The sequence below is a fragment of the Burkholderia savannae genome (assembly GCF_001524445.2).
GTDB classification, from domain to species: domain Bacteria; phylum Pseudomonadota; class Gammaproteobacteria; order Burkholderiales; family Burkholderiaceae; genus Burkholderia; species Burkholderia savannae.
This window is the reverse complement of the sequence record NZ_CP013418.1, coordinates 1,015,581-1,030,350: the sequence shown is the minus strand read 5'-3', so window position 1 is coordinate 1,030,350 and position 14,770 is coordinate 1,015,581. Positions and strand designations below refer to the sequence as shown.

14 protein-coding genes are annotated in these 14,770 nt (G+C 69.7%); 8 read left to right on the top strand and 6 right to left on the bottom strand.

All coding sequences use genetic code 11. From position 1 onward, the window contains the following. Positions 1 to 176: 176 nt before the first annotated feature. Complete coding sequence (locus tag WS78_RS25595; protein ID WP_059581755.1) at positions 177 to 635, top strand: universal stress protein; 459 nt, start codon at positions 177 to 179, stop codon at positions 633 to 635. 379 nt (positions 636 to 1,014) lie between these two features. Here WS78_RS25595 and WS78_RS25585 read toward each other — a convergent pair whose 3' ends face one another. The 3 genes from WS78_RS25585 to WS78_RS25575 all read right to left on the bottom strand — a co-directional run bounded on the left by WS78_RS25585 (position 1,015) and on the right by WS78_RS25575 (position 3,348). Then, positions 1,015 to 1,851, bottom strand: a complete 837-nt coding sequence (locus WS78_RS25585) for a universal stress protein (protein WP_038743977.1) — start codon at positions 1,849 to 1,851, stop codon at positions 1,015 to 1,017. Then, positions 1,848 to 2,345, bottom strand: coding sequence for a universal stress protein (locus tag WS78_RS25580; RefSeq protein ID WP_038743980.1), 498 nt, complete (start codon positions 2,343 to 2,345; stop codon positions 1,848 to 1,850). Before WS78_RS25580 ends, WS78_RS25585 begins: the two co-directional genes overlap by 4 nt. A gap of 163 nt (positions 2,346 to 2,508) precedes the next feature. Beyond that, positions 2,509 to 3,348, bottom strand: a complete 840-nt coding sequence (locus tag WS78_RS25575) for a universal stress protein (RefSeq protein WP_059581746.1) — start codon at positions 3,346 to 3,348, stop codon at positions 2,509 to 2,511. 248 nt (positions 3,349 to 3,596) lie between these two features. On the opposite strand from WS78_RS25575, the gene WS78_RS25570 reads away from it, so the two are divergent. From WS78_RS25570 to WS78_RS25535, 6 genes are all read left to right on the top strand, one after another. Further along, on the top strand, positions 3,597 to 4,637 hold the full coding sequence (locus WS78_RS25570; protein WP_038743984.1) for a zinc-dependent alcohol dehydrogenase family protein: 1,041 nt from the start codon (positions 3,597 to 3,599) through the stop codon (positions 4,635 to 4,637). 243 nt (positions 4,638 to 4,880) lie between these two features. Further along, positions 4,881 to 5,900 carry a VTT domain-containing protein gene (locus tag WS78_RS25565; RefSeq protein ID WP_038744170.1) on the top strand — a complete coding sequence of 340 codons (1,020 nt, stop codon included), beginning with the start codon at positions 4,881 to 4,883 and terminating at the stop codon, positions 5,898 to 5,900. A gap of 115 nt (positions 5,901 to 6,015) precedes the next feature. Continuing rightward, positions 6,016 to 7,224 (top strand): MFS transporter, encoded by a 1,209-nt coding sequence (locus tag WS78_RS25560; protein ID WP_038743986.1) that lies wholly within the window; start codon positions 6,016 to 6,018, stop codon positions 7,222 to 7,224. Between the two features lie 673 nt (positions 7,225 to 7,897). Beyond that, complete coding sequence (locus tag WS78_RS25545) at positions 7,898 to 8,659, top strand: SDR family NAD(P)-dependent oxidoreductase (RefSeq protein ID WP_059581743.1); 762 nt, start codon at positions 7,898 to 7,900, stop codon at positions 8,657 to 8,659. Positions 8,660 to 8,674: 15 nt separating this feature from the next. After that, positions 8,675 to 9,535, top strand: a complete 861-nt coding sequence (locus WS78_RS25540) for a CmcJ/NvfI family oxidoreductase (RefSeq protein WP_059581738.1) — start codon at positions 8,675 to 8,677, stop codon at positions 9,533 to 9,535. 756 nt (positions 9,536 to 10,291) lie between these two features. After that, positions 10,292 to 11,677 (top strand): amino acid permease, encoded by a 1,386-nt coding sequence (locus WS78_RS25535; protein WP_059581852.1) that lies wholly within the window; start codon positions 10,292 to 10,294, stop codon positions 11,675 to 11,677. Positions 11,678 to 12,190: 513 nt separating this feature from the next. On the opposite strand, the gene WS78_RS25525 is transcribed toward WS78_RS25535, so the two are convergent. Next, the gene (locus WS78_RS25525; RefSeq protein WP_038743998.1) at positions 12,191 to 12,433 is read right to left on the bottom strand and encodes a helix-turn-helix domain-containing protein; all 243 of its coding nucleotides are present in this window, start codon (positions 12,431 to 12,433) and stop codon (positions 12,191 to 12,193) included. A 150-nt stretch (positions 12,434 to 12,583) separates the two neighbouring features. Between WS78_RS25525 and WS78_RS25520 the strand changes: the two genes are divergently transcribed. Further along, complete coding sequence (locus WS78_RS25520; RefSeq protein ID WP_060819919.1) at positions 12,584 to 12,874, top strand: H-NS histone family protein; 291 nt, start codon at positions 12,584 to 12,586, stop codon at positions 12,872 to 12,874. On the opposite strand, the gene WS78_RS36310 is transcribed toward WS78_RS25520, so the two are convergent. After that, a complete protein-coding gene (locus WS78_RS36310; RefSeq protein ID WP_156432376.1) occupies positions 12,871 to 13,188 on the bottom strand; it encodes a hypothetical protein in 318 nt (105 codons plus the stop codon). The two genes, WS78_RS25520 and WS78_RS36310, sit on opposite strands and share 4 nt — an antisense overlap. Positions 13,189 to 13,236: 48 nt before the next feature. Further along, positions 13,237 to 14,538 (bottom strand): acyl-CoA dehydrogenase family protein, encoded by a 1,302-nt coding sequence (locus tag WS78_RS25515; protein ID WP_059581730.1) that lies wholly within the window; start codon positions 14,536 to 14,538, stop codon positions 13,237 to 13,239. Between the last annotated feature and the right edge of the window lie 232 nt (positions 14,539 to 14,770).

Below are 14,770 nucleotides of genomic sequence, written 5' to 3'. Positions count from 1 at the left end.
GCAATGCGTGCCGCGCATGCGGCAGCGCCGCATGCGCGGCGCGCAATGTGCCGGCGCATGCGCGTGCCCGAGCGCGCGCTTGATCCTCGTCAACGGTGGCCTGCTCGCGGCGCGCGAGACTCTCGGCAGGGCGTGCTCGCACGCGATTCGAGTGAGGTTTTCCGGAGGTGTCGACCATGTACAAAAAAATCTTCGCGGCGCTCGACGGCAGCCGCAGCGCGAGCGTCGCGCTCGACGAAGCGATCAAGATCGCCAAGACGTTCGGCGCGACGGTGACGGCGGTTTGCGTCGTCGAGCACAAGCCGCAGCTCGTCGACGTCAACGCCGCGTACGTCGAGCCGCAGGGGGACGACAACTCGGCGGCCGACATCGCGACCCGCGTGCTCGCCGACGCGAAGGGGCGGCTCGCGGAGCAGCATGTCGAGGGCTCGGTGCGAGCGATCGATTCGTATGGCGAGGATGTCGCGGCGGTGCTGATGCGCACGGCCGCCGAATCCGATGCCGACCTGATCGTGATGGGCACGAGCGGGCGCCACGGGATACGCAGGCTGCTGCTCGGCAGCGTGGCGGAATCGCTGCTCCGGATGGCGGACCGGCCGGTGCTGCTGCGTCGCCACGACGAACTCGCGTCGTGACGCGGATCGCCGCGACGCGATCGGCCGCATTGGGATGGTGCGCCGCGGAAACGGCATGCGCGGCGAGCGAAGGCGCGCGGTCGCGAAGCCGCTGATTCGCCGAGCGCGGCGGCCGTGCGAATCGTCGGCTTCGGCATATGACGAAAGTCGCGCGGGCGATGCGATGTGCAACCTATGCAACGCCCGCCGCGCACGAACGGCAACGAACGAACGGCAACGAACGACAACGGACGGCAACCGGAAACGGGGCCGGAAATCGAGCCTTTTCGCGCATATCGGCCGGCGCCGGATCGGCGAACTCAGGCGCCGGGCTCCCGGCCCGGCCTGACGCAGGGGCGCCGGCGACCATGCCGCTCGCCGGCGCCGTGACGGCGCGGCGTCAGTGCGACAGCAGCACCGGCACCGTCATCGATTCGAGCATCGTCCGGGTCACGCCGCCCAGCACGCGCTCGTGTGTGCGCGTGTGGCCGTATGCGCCCGTCACGAGCAGGTCCGCATGCAGGTCGGCGGCGCGGTTGAGCAGTGCCGCGCCCGTTTCGACGCCCGGCACGTGCGCCGACGCCGAGAACGACGCCTGGATGCCGTGCCGTCCGAGGTACGCCGCGACGTCGATGCCGGCGGGCGCGAGATCCGCGCCCGTCTTGCGGCGCCGCAGCACGCTCTCCACCGTCACGAAGCGCGCGCGTTTGAGGAGCGGCAGCGCATCGGTGACCGCGCGCGCGGCTTCGCGGCTGCCGTCCCATCCGACCAGCACGTTCTCGCCGAACGTGCGCATCGCGCCCGTGAACGGCAGCACGATCGCGGGCACCCCGCAGCTCATCACGACGTCGTCGACGAAATGCGGCTCGATGTGTGCCGCGTCGTCGCCGGGATCGGGCTGGCCGAGCACCACGAGGTCCGCGTGGCGCGCATGCAGCGTCGCGACGTCGGTGGGCGGGCCGGCCGGCGCGCGCCATTCGAAGCCGACGCCCGCGCGCGCGCCCGCGGCGGTGAAGCGCGCCTGCGCGGCGTCGCGCCGCGCGGCGTGCTGCGCCTCGTTCGCCGCGAGCCGCAGGCTTTCGTCGCTGCGAAAGAGCGGCCGCATCAGATCCTGGCTCACGACGTACAGGCCGATCACGTGGGCGTCCCAGCGCCGCGCGAGGTCGAGCGCGAACTCGGCGCGCGCGTCGCTCTGGCGGCTGTCGTCGACATGGACGAGCAAAGTCTTGAATTTCATCTCACGGCCTCCGTCGGATGAATGGCGTTCGCGTCGTCGGCCGGCGCGCTGCGGGCCGGAATCATCAGCACGGGGCAGCGGGCGTGCCGCAGCAATCGCTCGGCGACGCTGCCGAGCATCAGCCGCCGGACGCCGCGCCGGCCGTGCGTGCCCATCACGATCAGGCTCGCGCCGATCTCGCGCGCCGCGCGCTCGAGGCGCTCGGCGACGTCCTCGCCCGGCGGCTCGACCTCGACGAGCCGCGGCGCGCCGGCGACGCCGCGCCGCGTCATCCGGCCCTGCGCGTCGTCGAGCACGCGCCGGCCTTCCTCGCGGAACGCGTCGATGAGGATCGACGGGTCGTAGCCCGGCGTGTCGAACGCGAACACCGGCATGTCGACGACGTAGACGGGCACGAGCCGCGCGTTCGTGTCGACCGCGAGCTGCAGCGCCGCGTCGAGCGCGTGCGATGCCGTCTCGCTGCCGTCGAGCGCGACAAGAATGATCGAATACATGTCTGTCTCCCAACACCCGTTTCGTTTTCGGCCGTTTCCGGTCGCACATCGCGCGCCGGAACGGCCATTACCCAGCGCGAACTGCGGGCCGCGCGATGCGCGCCCGCGCGGCCTTGCGTCCGCGCGCCTCTTCGGGCGGCTGCGAACGCGCGCCTTGCGCCGCTCAGTGCGACATCAGGACCGGCACCGTCATCGACGCCAGGATCGTGCGCGTCACGCCGCCGAGAATCAGCTCCTTCCAGCGCGCGTGGCCGTATGCGCCCATCACGAGCAGATCCGAGCCCGATTCGTACGCGTGCGACAGCAGCACGTCGCCGATCGACGAGTCGCGCGAGCGTTCGAGATCGCGCACGTCGATGTTCGCGTGATGCCGTGCGAGCGTGAGCGCGATGTCGGCGCCCGGAATCCGCGCACCGGGCGGCTCCTGCGCGGCGCCGTTGACGGTGACGATCGTCGTCTTCGTCGCGAGCGCGAGGAACGGCGCGGCGTCGTGGACGGCGCGCGTCGCCTCGCGGCTGCCGTCCCACGCGGCGAGCACGCGCGTGCCGATCGCGGACGGCATGCCCGCGTACGGCAGCAGCAGCACCGGGCGGCCCGCCGACAGCACGAGGGTATCGGGGAAGCTGTCGTCGACGTAGGTTTCCGGATCGTCCGGATCGGTCTGGCCGGCGATCACGAGATCCGCGTAGCGTGCGTAGTGCGGCACTGCGTCGTTCGCGCGCGCGTCGGCGACGATCCACTGGCCCTGCACGTTCGCGCGCGTGAGTTCCGCATGGAACAGGCGCTCGAGCGCCGCGCGCTTCTCGCCGCGCCGCTTCTCCTGGTCGGCGAAGTAGTCGGCCGTGCCCGCCATCACGTAGAACGACGTGGGCTCGGGCGTGTAGATCGCGAAGATCGCCGTCAGGTGGGCGCCGAACTGACGCGCGAGCGTCAGCGCGGTTTCGAGCCGCGTGCGCGCGCGGTCGCTCGTGTCGAGATGGACCAGGATGCTCTTGTAGCTCATCGCTCGTTCTCCTTGGTACCGGCGCGCCTGGCGCCGTCTGTGCGTATGCCCCCAGTCTATGAAGCGCGCGGGCGGGGCGCTTGACTCAGATCAAAGCCCGTCCGGCCGCCCGCCCGCGCCAGGGCGCTGTGCGCGGGCGCCGCACGCGGGCGGGCCGCGCCGCTTGATGCGCGTCAACCGGCGTGCGCGGCAAGCGCCTAGAGTGAGGCGCGAGGGGCATCCCACGCCCCGCGAGCGGAGAAGACGACATGAAAGCGCTGGTGTACCACGGGCCCGGCGGCAAGTCGCTGGACGAGCGCCCGATGCCGGAGTTGGCGGCGCCGACGGACGTCATCGTGCGCGTCACGCGCACGACGATCTGCGGCACCGATTTGCACATCCTGAAAGGCGACGTGCCGAGCTGCGAGCCGGGGCGCATTCTCGGCCACGAGGGCGTCGGCGTCGTGCATCGCGTGGGCGCTGCGGTCAACACGCTGAAGGAGGGCGACCGCGTGCTGATCTCGTGCATCTCGTCGTGCGGGCAGTGCGAATACTGCCGGCGCGGGATGTATTCGCACTGCACGACGGGCGGCTGGATTCTCGGCAACCGGATCGACGGCACGCAGGCCGAATACGTGCGGATTCCGCACGCGCAGACGAGCCTGTACCGGATTGCGCCGGGCGCCGACGAGGAAGCGCTCGTGATGCTGTCCGACATCCTGCCGACCGGCTTCGAATGCGGCGTGCTGAACGGCCGCGTGCAGCCGGGCGGCACGGTCGCGATCGTCGGCGCGGGGCCGATCGGGCTCGCGGCGCTCTTGACCGCGCAGTTCTACTCGCCCGCGCAGATCGTGATGATCGATCCCGACCCGAACCGGCTCGCGGTCGCGAAGCGCTTCGGCGCGACCGCGTGCATCGACAACGGCCAGGTCGACGCGATCGCCGAGGTGAAGGCGTTGACGGGCGACGGCGTCGATTGCGCGATCGAGGCGGTCGGCATTCCCGCGTCGTTCGAGCTGTGTCAGCAGATCATCGCGCCGGGCGGCGTGATCGCGAACGTCGGCGTGCACGGCGTGAAGGCGGACCTGCATCTCGAGACGCTCTGGGACCGCAACATCACGATCACGACCCGGCTCGTCGACACCTCGAGCACGCCGATGCTGCTGAAGACCGTCGGCGCGGGGCGGCTCGATCCGAAGCAACTGATCACGCACCGTTTTCCGCTCGCCGACATCGAACAGGCGTACGAGACGTTCGGCCACGCGGCGAACACGCGCGCGCTGAAGGTCATCATCGACGTGTCCGAATAGGCTGGCGGCTGGGCGGCGCGCGGGCCTTGCGCGCCGCGGACGCCGCCGCCTTCGACGGCCGTCGCGATCCGCCCGGTTTTCCGAAGCCGGGCGGGGGCGCGCTCGTCCGCGCGAACGGGTCACGAAACGCGTTTAGAATGCGGGATGCCGATTCACGCCGCGCTCGCTTCGCGGCCGGCGCCGCGGCGGTCCGCGCGCGCCGACGCCACCCGGCTCGGCATTCGTCGCGTTCGAGGTGCGCCCGTGTGGCATTTTCCCCAGGCTATTCCCGCGTCGCTCGGTCCGTGGGCCGTGTTCGCCAGCGTGCTCGTCACGCAACTCGGCATGCCCGTTCCTGCCGTGCCGATGCTGATCATCGGCGGCACGATGGCGGCGATGGGGCAGGCGTCCTATGCGAGCATGCTCTGCGCGGCGGTCGCCGCGACGGTGCTCGCCGATTCGATGTGGTTCTTCGCCGGGCGCGCGCGCGGCCGGCGGCTCCTCAACGCGCTCGTGCGTTTCTCCCTGTCGCTCGACGCGACGCTGCGCGTCGCGCGCAAGGTGTTCGAAAAGCACGGCGCGCCGCTGCTCGTGCTCGCGAAATTCCTGCCGGGCCTCGGGCTCGTGTCCGCGCCGCTGCTCGGCACGACGGCCGTCGCCGTGTGGGTGTTCCTGCTCTGGGACGTCGCGGGCGCGTCGCTGTGGGCGAGCGTGTGGCTCTTCGGCGGCGCGGCGCTGCACGACGAGATCGTGCGGCTGATGCAGTGGGTGAGCGCGAGCGGCGGCACGCTGTTCGACGCGTTCGCGGCGATCTTCGTCACGTTCCTGCTGTACCGCTGGGCGATGCGCGTGCGCTTTCGCCGCTGGCTCGCGAAGATCCGCATCAGCCCGCAGCAGCTCGACGCGATGCTGAAATCGGCCGCGCCGCCCGTCGTGTTCGACGCGCGGCCGCGCGCGGTGCGCGAGAAGGAGGCGTACCGGATCGCGGGTGCGTATCCGCTCGATCTCGATTCGCCCGATTCGTTGCATCCGGACCTGACGACGCGTGCGATCGTCGTCTACTGCGTGTGCCCGAACGAGGCAACCGCCAAGCGCATCGTGAGCCAACTGCAGCGCAAGCAGATCCGCCACGCGCTCGCGCTGAAGGGCGGCCTCGACGCATGGGAGAAGCTCGGCTATCCGGTCGAGCCGCTGCCCGCGGATTTCGACGCGGCGCGCTACGTCGCGCCGCCTGTCGTGCCGGGCGACGGCGGCTTTCCGATGCGCGCAGGCGTGACGGACTAGCCGCGCGGCGAGCGCGGCGGCCCGGCGCGCCGCCGCCGTGCCGTTTCATCGTCCGGCCGGATCGCTTCGACGCTTCGCGCGCATTCCATTTCGACGACCGATCACGAACCCGCCCATGCCCGCGCGTCCCGCTTCCTCCGCTCGTCCGCCGATTCCGCGCACCGTCTGGGCGCTCGGCTTCGTCAGCTTGTGCATGGACGTGTCGTCCGAGCTGATTCATGCGCTGCTGCCGATCTATCTGGTGACGACGATGGGGATGAGCGTCGCGGCGCTCGGCGTGCTCGAAGGCGCGGCCGAGGCGAGCGCGATGATCGTCAAGATCTTCTCGGGCGCGCTGAGCGACTGGCTCGGCCGGCGCAAGGCGCTGCTTCTGCTCGGCTACGGGCTCGCCGCGCTGACGAAGCCGCTGTTCCCGCTTGCGGGCGGCCCGGCGACGGTGGCCGCCGCGCGGCTCCTCGATCGCGTGGGCAAGGGCATCCGCGGCGCGCCGCGCGACGCGCTCGTCGCCGACATCGCGCCGCCCGAGATCCGCGGCGCGTGCTTCGGGCTGCGCCAGTCGATGGATACCGTCGGCGCGTTCGCCGGGCCGCTGCTCGCGATCGCGCTGATGCTCGCGTTCGCCGGTCACATTCGCGTCGTGCTGTGGTTCGCGGTCGTGCCGGCGTTTCTCGCGGTCGCGCTGATCGTGTTCGGCGTCGACGAGCCGGCGCCCGCGCCCGCCGCCGCGCGGGCGTTCCGCTCGCCGCTGCATTGGCGCGCGCTGCGCGCGTTTTCGGGGCGCTACTGGTTCGTCGTGCTGATCGGCACCGCGTTCACGCTCGCGCGCTTCAGCGAAGCGTTTCTCGTGCTGCGCGCGCAGCAGGCGGGCCTCGACGTTGCGTGGATTCCGGCCGTGATGGTGGTGATGAGCGTCGCGTACGCGGCGTCCGCGTACCCCGTCGGCATCGTGTCGGACCGGTTCGGCGCGCGCGCGCCGCTCGCGGCCGGCATGCTGCTCTTGGTCGCGGCCGATCTGGTGCTCGGCGCGAGCGCGTCGCTGACGGCGCTGTTCGCAGGCGTCGCCGTGTGGGGATTGCACATGGGCTTTACGCAGGGGATGCTGGCGGCGCTCGTCGCGGAAACCGCGCCGCCGGACCTGCGCGGCACCGCGTTCGGCGTGTTCAATCTCGCGGGCGGGATCGCGATGCTGGCGGCGAGCGCGCTCGCCGGCTGGCTGTGGGAGCGCCACGGCGCACCGACGACGTTCTTCACGGGCGCGGCGCTCGCGGCCGTCGCGCTCGCGATGTGCGGCTTCGTTCGGCGGCGGGCGCAATACGCGGAGTGACGGCGGCCGTTCGATGTTCGGTGACGCGCCGGATCGATCGGCGTTGACGGAGATCGAGGCGGCGAAGACGAGGGCGAAGTCGAAATCGAACGCAGCGGTAGCGTCGGCGGCGACGACGATGGCGACGACAAGGGCGACGACGAGAGCGACAAGGATGACGATGGCGACGATGTGACGAGCGATGGGCTCGAGCATGGGGGCGTGCGGAGCGTGAGCGTGACGCATGTCGATTGCGCCGATCGCGCACACGTTGCCGCACGAAGCGCCTGCCTGATCGCGCGGCGTCAACGCTGCGTCGCGCATCGCCATCGCGCATCACGAACGCGTTCGTCGCCGGATGCGACCGACCATCCGCGCACGGCGATCGGAAACGCTGCGCGCCGGCGCGCAGCGATCGACGAACATGCCGAGCGCCGCGCTCGCTCTTCCCGCCGATCGTGCGCCGCCGTCCGATCGCCTTCCCGGTCGCCGATCATTCGCAAAGCCCCTGCAAAACCCCTGCAAAACTGCTGCGAAACCCCGGTAAAACACCCGCAAAACTGCGCGGCCGACAGGGTTTTAAAAACGCTCTATGCTCAACGCTCCATCAACGAGCGCGTTCGCAACCGTCCAGATAAACATATCTCGTTTTCTTCGTTTCGCACGCGCGACAGACGATATAGGGTTCGCCGATATGACGATCGATACGGTGTCATCCACTTCCATTCCGCTCGCGTGGATCGCGGGCGTCGGCGCGAGCGCCGGGCTCGGCGCGGCCGTCGGCCGGCGCTTCGCGCGCGAGGGCTTCGCGGTCGTGCTGACGGGGCGCACGCACGAGCGCGTCGCGGCCGTCGCCGACGAGATCCGCGCGCAAGGCGGCGTCGCGCACGTCGCGAGCGGCGACATCGCGAGCGAGTCCGACGTCGAGCGGCTCGCCGTCGAAGTGCGCACGCTCGGCACGCTGCGGGCGGGGGTGTTCAACGCGGGCAACGCCGTGCGCGCGCCGACGCTCGAACTGAGCGTCGCGCAGTTCGAGAACGCGTGGCGCACGAACGTGATCGGCGGTTTCCTGTTCGCGAAGGTCGCGCTTGCACAGTTGCTCGACGCAAACAACGACACGCCCCGCAGCCTGCTGTTCACGGGCGCGACGGCGTCGTTGCGCGGCCGCCCGCCGTTCGCCGCGTTCGCGTCGGCGAAGGCCGGCCTGCGCTCGCTCGCGCAGACGCTCGCGCGCGAGTTCGGGCCGCGCGGCATTCACGTCGCGCATGCGGTGATCGACGGCGGCATCGATGGCGAGCGCTTGCGCAGCGCCGCGCCCGAGCGCGCCGCGCAAGCGGGCGCCGACGGGCTGCTGTCGCCCGACGCGATCGCCGAGAGTTACTGGCAACTGCACGTGCAGCATCGCAGTGCGTGGACGCAGGAGCTCGATCTGCGTCCGTACAACGAAGCGTTCTGACGAGGAGTAGTCGCGATGAGCACAGTCATCGAACAGCGGCCGCTTGTGCAGGAAGGCGGCGAGATCGAAGCGGAAGTCAACTATCTGGCGAAGGGCGTCGCGCGCCCGGTGGCGTACACGTTCGAGCCGCCGCCCGGCACGCCGTGGGCGACGGGCGAGCTCGCGCCGCGGCGCGTGAAGATTCGCGACGCGCGGCCGCTCGCGGCGGCGGGCGCGCTCGGGCTCGATGCGAGCGGCTTCGAGCTCGTCGCGCATCGCAGCGCGCTCGCGGATTTTGCCGACGACGCGGCGATCCGCTCGCGCTACTACGCTGAAGTCGACGCGCTCCTGCGCGCGGCGACGGGCGCCGAGAAGGTCGTCATCTTCGATCACACGCTGCGCGACAGCGCGCAAGGCTCGCGCGCGACGGCCGCGCTGCGCGAGCCGGTGCGGCGCGTGCACAACGATCAGACGTTCGTATCGGCGCCGCGCCGCGTGCGCGATCATCTGCCCGCGGACGAAGCCGAGGCGCGCTTGCGGCACCGCTTCGCGATCGTCAACGTGTGGCGTCCGCTCGACGTCGTCGAACGGCTGCCGCTCGCGCTATGCGACGCGCGCACGATCGCGCCGGACGATCTCGTGCCGAGCGATCTCGTCTATCGCGACAAGGTCGGCGAGACGTATTCGGTTCTCGCGAATCCCGCGCATCGCTGGCTCTACTTTCCGCGGCTGCGCGCCGACGAGGTGCTGCTGCTGAAGATCTACGATTCGCTCGACGACGGGCGCGCGCGCCTCACCGCGCACACCGCGTTCGACGATCCGACGACGCCCGCGACCGCCGCGCCGCGCCGGAGCATCGAGGTGCGCGCGCTCGTGTTCTGGCCGGCGGCCGCGTGAGCCGAGCGGCAAGCGGCCTGCGGCGGCGACGCGGCGAATAGCGCGGGGCCTCGGTCGGGCTGCCGGCGCACATTGCGCTTGCGACGCGCGTCGGCGGCGCGCGCGGGGCGCGGCGCGGCGCATGGCGCACATGGCGGGGCGGGCCCGCCAAGCGCCGGCCGCCAAGCGCCGGCCGCCGTGCGCCGCCGCACCGCAAGCCGCCGCCGCACCGCAAGTCTGCCGCGGCATCGGCCGCATCCTCGGCCATGCGCGCAGCGCAGCGTGCGCATGGCCGCCTTGCCGCTCGCACGCGGCACAAACGGCTGGCGGCGAGCGCCGTATTCTTCATATAATTACCGCTGCATTTCGACCGGGCGTGCAATGTCGATCCGGGCGTCGGCGCGTCTTGCGTCGCTTGTCCGATCGTCGTCGATTGCCCGCTTCAAGCAAAGCGAACGCGCGCGTGCGACACGCGCGTTCGTCGATGCGCGTGTGGCGCGGCGGCGGCGCATTGCTTCGACGCGACCCGAAGCGGCTTCCGGCGCGTGTAGCGATACGTGATACGCGAGCGATTCGCACCGCCGAGCCGCATTGTTGCGATCGTCGGCGCGATTCGGCTTCGACGCCGATGCGATCACGGATCACGGATCGCGTGCGCGTTCATCGGAGCCGGCGCGTCGCGCCGTCTTCGCGCAGCGGCCTGCGGTGGCGCACGCAACGGTCTTTCCTCGACACGAACATGACAGCGGCACACTCGCGCGCCGCCAGGAGACATCGGTGACTTCACAAGACGAACGGCTGCACCGCGGCCTGGAGGAGCGGCACATCAACCTGATGGCGCTCGGCGCGACGATCGGCGTCGGGCTCTTTCTCGGCTCCGCCTCCGCGATCCGCGCGGCCGGCCCGGCGATCCTGCTGACCTACGTCCTCGGCGGCATCGCGATCTTTCTCATCATGCGCGCGCTCGGCGAGATGGCGATCGACAATCCGGTCGCGGGCGCGTTCAGCCGCTACGCGCAGGACTACATCGGGCCGCTCGCCGGCTATCTGACGGGCTGGACCTACTGGTTCATGTGGATCGTCACGTGCATGGCCGAAATCACGGCGGTCGGCGTCTACATGCACATGTGGTTTCCCGGCGTGCCGAACTGGATCTGGACCTTCGCCGCGCTGATCGTGATGGGCGCGGTGAACTTCATCGCGGTGAAGCTGTACGGCGAATTCGAGTTCTGGTTCGCGCTGATCAAGATCGTGACGATCGTGCTGATGATCGCGGGCGGCGGCCTGATGATCGTCGCGGGCGTGGGCAACGGCGGCGTCCCGACCGGCATTTCGAACCTGTGGGTGCACGGCGGCTTCATGCCGAACGGCTGGTCGGGCGTCGTCGACGCGCTGCCGATCGTGATGTTCGCGTATCTCGGCGTCGAGATGCTCGGGCTGACGGCGGGCGAGGCGCGCAATCCGGAGAAGTCGCTCGCGAAAGCCGTGAATTCGGTGTTCTGGCGCGTCGTGATCTTCTACGTCGGCGCGCTGTTCGTGATCATGTCGATCTATCCGTGGAACCAGATCGGCACGCAGGGCAGCCCGTTCGTCATGACGTTCTCGCGGCTCGGCATCCCGGCCGCGGCCGGCATCATCAACTTCGTCGTGTTGACGGCCGCGCTGTCGTCGTGCAACAGCGGAATCTTCAGCACCGCGCGGATGCTGTTCAATCTCGCCGAGCAGGGGCAGGCGCCCGAGCGGCTCGCGTCGGTGAACCGGCGCGGCGTGCCGGTGCAGGGCGTGCTGATTTCGGTGGCGCTGCTGTTCGTCGGCGTCGCGCTCAATTACTATGCGCCGCAGAAGGTGTTCGTGTGGCTCACGTCGGTGTCGACGTTCGGCGCGATCTGGACGTGGTGCGTGATCCTGATCGCGCAACTGCGCTTTCGCCGCCGCGTGCCGGCGGAGCGCCTTGCGCGGCTGCCGCTGCGCGTGCCGCTCTATCCGGCGTCGTCGTTCGTCGCGCTTGCGTTTCTCGCATTCGTCGTCGTGCTGATGGCGTTCTCGCCCGACACGCGCGTCGCGCTCGTGATCGGGCCGCTGTGGATCGTCGCGCTGACCGTGTACTACTACGTGAGCCAGGCGGGACGGCGCGCTCAGATGACGTCGCCGACGGACGGTTGAGCGCTGCAAGGCGCTGGCCGACGGCGGACGACGAGAGGCTGCGTGCGCCTGCCGTCGATCGCGGCGGGGCGTTCGTCGTCGATTCGGCGGGCCGGTGCGCACGTGAGCGCGTGTGGCGGCGCGTCACGTCGGCACGTGCCGGTTCCATTGGAATTTCATTTTCCGCTTCGGATGGGGGCGCGTTTCGCGTATTGCGGGCGCTTTCGATTTCGCCGCGTGAGGTGCGATGCGGCATGCACTGGCGTGCGAGCGATTTGGTGCGCGATTCCGCGCGCGGCGGCGCATGCCATGCCGGCCGGCCGCAATGGGAACGCGACGAAAACGACGCAAGAACATCCGCGTGCGACTCACTTCGCGCGCCATGCATGCTGCGAACCCGCGCGACTCATGGGTGCGATACGCGATGCGACGGAAGATGGAAGATATGCGAACGAGCGCACCGACAAACGAAGCGACGAACGCCGCGCGGGATTCAAATCGCTTCAAATGGCGCGCTGAAGCCGCCCCCTTCATTCAGACGCCGGCGTCGATTAATTCGGATACCGCGAGGTTCGGCTCGACGCCGCAATGACGACACCAATCGAGATAAAGGAGAATATCGACATAGCGTTCCCCGCGTTCGATCTTGGAGAGATAGGACTGGTCGATGCTCAGGCGCTCGGCCAATTGCGTCTGGGTGAGGCCCGCCGCTCTTCTCAACGCGCGCAGATGCGTGCGCAGAACGACATAACGAGGGTGATGAATGGAAGGGAGCATGGGCGAATGCTCCCTGCTGAAACCAAATAGTCCACCTTGGCCTAATTGGGCTATGATAGCTGAAAACTGACTTCGGCACTATTCAACATAACAACATGGTATTCGATTGTCGGTCGAAAAGAGGCAGTGGAATCATACGGGGAAATGGTAATGGCAACATACAAGGAATTGCTTGCCCAATTGGATGATTTGAAGCATCAGGCGAAGACCGCGCGCGCGGTAGAACTGCCCGATGTGCTCGTCGAGTTGCGTAGAAAGATCGACGAGTACGGCCTCACGCAAAAGGACCTGTTCCCGCCTCGTCTCGGCCGGCCAAAGAAAGAGGACTTGCTGCCGAAGCCGCGCTATCGCGATCCGGAGACGGGCGCGACGTGGACGGGACGCGGCCGAGCCCCGGCGTGGATCGCGGGGCAGGACCGCGATCCGTTCCTGATCGATTAGCGTGCTTGCTGCGATCGCACGCGGCGAGGGTCGCGGGCGATCCGGTTGCGCGGCATTCGCTGCGGCTGGTTCGTCGTGGCTCGTCTGCGTTCGTGCGTTCGCGAGTCGTACGTTCTTGTGATCGTCGGCTCACGCGATCGCCGAATCGCGCGCAATGTGCGTTTGAATGCGCCGCCCGTGCGGCGTCGCGGCAGGTTTCGATCGCCGGACGCGCTGCGCGGCCGGGTATCTTCATCAACACGGCGCGCGTTCGATCGTCGTCGTTCGTCTTGTTTGAAACGATCGAAGCGCGCCGAACCGATATCCATTGTCATGTCGGCCGCCGCGCTCGCGCCATGCGACGCGGCGCGACGGCGCGGGCGTCAACGCGCGGCGTCCGTCCGTGCGACCCCGAAGCGCTCGTTGTGTCCGACGCCGTTCAGATAGTAATTGCCGATCACCGCTTCGCGGGCGGCCGCGGGATTATGTGAGGCGAGCACGCGCGCGTTGCGCCAGTGGCGGTCGAAGCGGCGTGTCTCGCTCGTCGCCGATGCGCCGCCCACTTCGAACAGCAGCGTCGCGGCCTCGAGCGTCTGCGCGAGCACGATTTGCTGCGCCTGGAACGCCTGGATGTCGACGCGCACGTACGCGTCGTCGGTCGCATTGCCGTTCGCGCGCGCGGCGCTGACGTCGTCGAGCGTGCGCGCGATCGCCGCGACGATGCTCTGAGTCGAATAGGCGAGGCTCGCGAGCCGCCCGATCACGCGCTGCACGAGCGGATCGTGACGCGGGCTCGATTCGCCCGGCACGCCGAACGTGCGCGTGCGCTCGCGCGTGAACGCTACCGCGTCGCGCAGCACCGCGCGCGAGATGCCCGCGAGATTCGCTAGGTGCAGCGTCTGGAAATACGCGGTCAGCAGGCTGTTGGTGCGCGGCGCCGATGCGTCGAAGCGGCGATAGATGTTGTCGGGCTCGACTTCGACGCGCGTGAAGCGCGTCGTGCCGCTGCCCGTCAGCCGCTGGCCGAAGCCGTCCCAATCGTCGATGCGCTCGACGCCGGGCGTGTCGGCCGGCACGAGCACGCGCAGGTCCGTGTCGCCATCGTTCGCGGTCACGTCGATCCAGTCCGCATACAGCGTGCCCGTCGTGTAGTACTTCTCGCCGTCGAGCACGAGCCTGCCGTTTTCGCGCGACAGCCGCACCGTGTTGCTCGTCACGGCGCTCCGCTCGGCCGTCGCGCCGCCGACGATCGTTCCGCGTGCGATGCGTGCGAACCAGCGCTCGCGCAGCGTGGCTTCGGGGCTCTCGTGCAGCATCTCGACGAAGCCGCCGTGCACGCGCAGGATCTGCGGCAGATTCGAATCGGCTTCGCCGAGCCGCGCGATCAACGCGAAGAACGGCGCGAGGCCGATGCCGTCGCCGCCCGCGGCGCTCGGCACGCGCAGCTTCGTGAAGCCCGCGTCGCGCAGCCATTCGACGGGCTCGTACGGCAGGTCGCGATGCTGATCGCGCGCGACCGCGCCCTGCGCGATCCGATCGAACACCGGCGCGAAGCGGCGGATCAGCGGATCGTCGTCGAACAGGAGGGCGGCGTCGGCGGTCGCGCGTTCGTGCGTGTCGGCGTGCTGCCGGGCGGCGGGCGTCGCGGCGCGCCGCAGCGTGAAATCGGGCGTGGAGATGGCCATCGAAGGTCCTGGCGGGATGTGGGCGCAAAAAAAGACGTTAAACGGAGCGAGCCCGCCCGGACAACAAACGATTCATGCGATGCTTATGCGGCCGAGCGGGTTCGCGCGACGGCGTGCGCCGTTCGACGTCGCCGCGCGACGAGCGTCGCGCGGCGATCGACGCGGTGCCGGTTGACGCGATGCGCATCGGCGCGCCGTCGCGTCTCGCGACGGCGCGCACGGCATGATGCGC